The organism is Parapedobacter composti (assembly GCF_900112315.1).
GTDB classification, from domain to species: Bacteria; Bacteroidota; Bacteroidia; order Sphingobacteriales; family Sphingobacteriaceae; genus Parapedobacter; species Parapedobacter composti.
In genome coordinates, this window is the sequence record NZ_FOLL01000054.1 from 1 (window position 1) to 1500 (window position 1500).

Sequence of the window (1500 nt, forward strand, 5' to 3'; positions counted from 1 at the left end):
CCCGTACCACAGCGGGTTGTCACGCGTGTTCAGCTGCTGGAACAGCACGTCGCTGATGTTGCGCGTGTACATCCCCTCTACCGTGAACTTCCAGCCCTCCGCCGCCTCGTAGTCGATGCCCAGGCTCGTGCGGAACACCTGCGGCAGCGTGAAGCCGTTGTCCACCAGGTCCACCTGCGTCTGACCGCTGTTCGGGTCGTTTATCACCGCGCCGTTCTGCTCGATGAAATCCCCCAGGCCGTTCGGGCTGGGCCGGATGGCGTCCGAGCCCGGAGCGAACGGTTTGCTGTCGGCTCGCTGGTCGAACGCACCGTAGCTGTCGCCCGTGTTGTAGTACGCATACGCCAGCCACGCAAAGGGGATACGCCCCGTGAACAGTCCCGCGCCGCCCCGCAGTACCAGACTGCGGTCTTCGGTGGCCTCCCACCGGAAGCCGACCCGCGGCGACAGTTGTACGCGGTTCAGGAAATCGTTCCGTATGCGGCTGAGCGGCGTGTAGTGGTACGTCGTCCCGAAGTTCGGGTCGGCCCAGATGTCCCGTACCTTGTCGCTCAATGCCGGCATCGCCGGCAGGTGCGCGAAGTCCGCACGCAGGCCCGGCGTGACCCGGAACCTGTCGCTTACCCGGATCTCGTCCTGCACGTACAGGCTGTACATGTTCACGCTGAAATCGGCAGCCGGGTTGTCCAGGATATAATCCCTCGTGTTGTCGATATAGTTGTAGCTCCCGCGCACGCGGTAGGGGTTGTTATCGATGAAATCCTCGATGCTGTTGTAGTCCACCCGCCCGTTCCATCCGTTGACGAAGCCGTAGCGGATATCGTAGAGCTCATTGTGGGTACCCAGCAGCAGTTTGTGCCTGCCCGTGTTCCAGTTCAGGTTGGCCGTGACCTCCCAGGTCCGCTGCTGCATGTCGAAGATGCTCGCCTCGCGGTCCGTGCCGATGTAGATGGTCGTCCCGGGCGTGCGACCCTGTATCTGCACCTGCGGCAGCGTCGGGTCGGAAAGCGGGTCACGGCGGTCGTTCACCACGGTGAAGCCGATGACCGCATTACCCGACAGCGAATTGCTGAAACGGCTCTTCAGTTCGGCCACCGTGGAGGTCTGGTTGTTGGTCTGCCCGAAGGCCATGCTCGAGAACCGGAAGTCCTGCTGGTCGCGGTCCATGTGCGTCGCCTCGCTCAGTATCGTATTGTTCCGGACTGCCAGCTGATGGCGGTCATTGATGTTCCAGTCCAGCCGGTTGAAAAACTTGGTCGATTTGCTCCGGTTGGTGTACAGGCCCGCCGTGCCGGCATCAAAGATGTCGCCGTAGCGGCTCTGCACCGTACCGGCAATGGCATCGGCATCCGATTCGCTCAGGATATGGCCCGTTTCGGCCGTACCCACCAGGAGTTGCGTGGGGTCCTGCCGGCGGGTGATTTCCTCATTGCTGAAGAAGAACAGTTTATCTTTGATGAGGGGAAAGCCGATGCGGAAGCCGGTCTGGTACTCGTAGAA

Annotated in this window: 1 protein-coding gene; it reads right to left on the reverse strand. The window is 61.7% G+C overall.

Going from position 1 to position 1500, the window contains the following annotated elements:
• The coding region (locus BM030_RS19545; RefSeq protein WP_170845849.1) for a TonB-dependent receptor domain-containing protein at window positions 1–1500 on the reverse strand (1500 nt) is incomplete at both ends.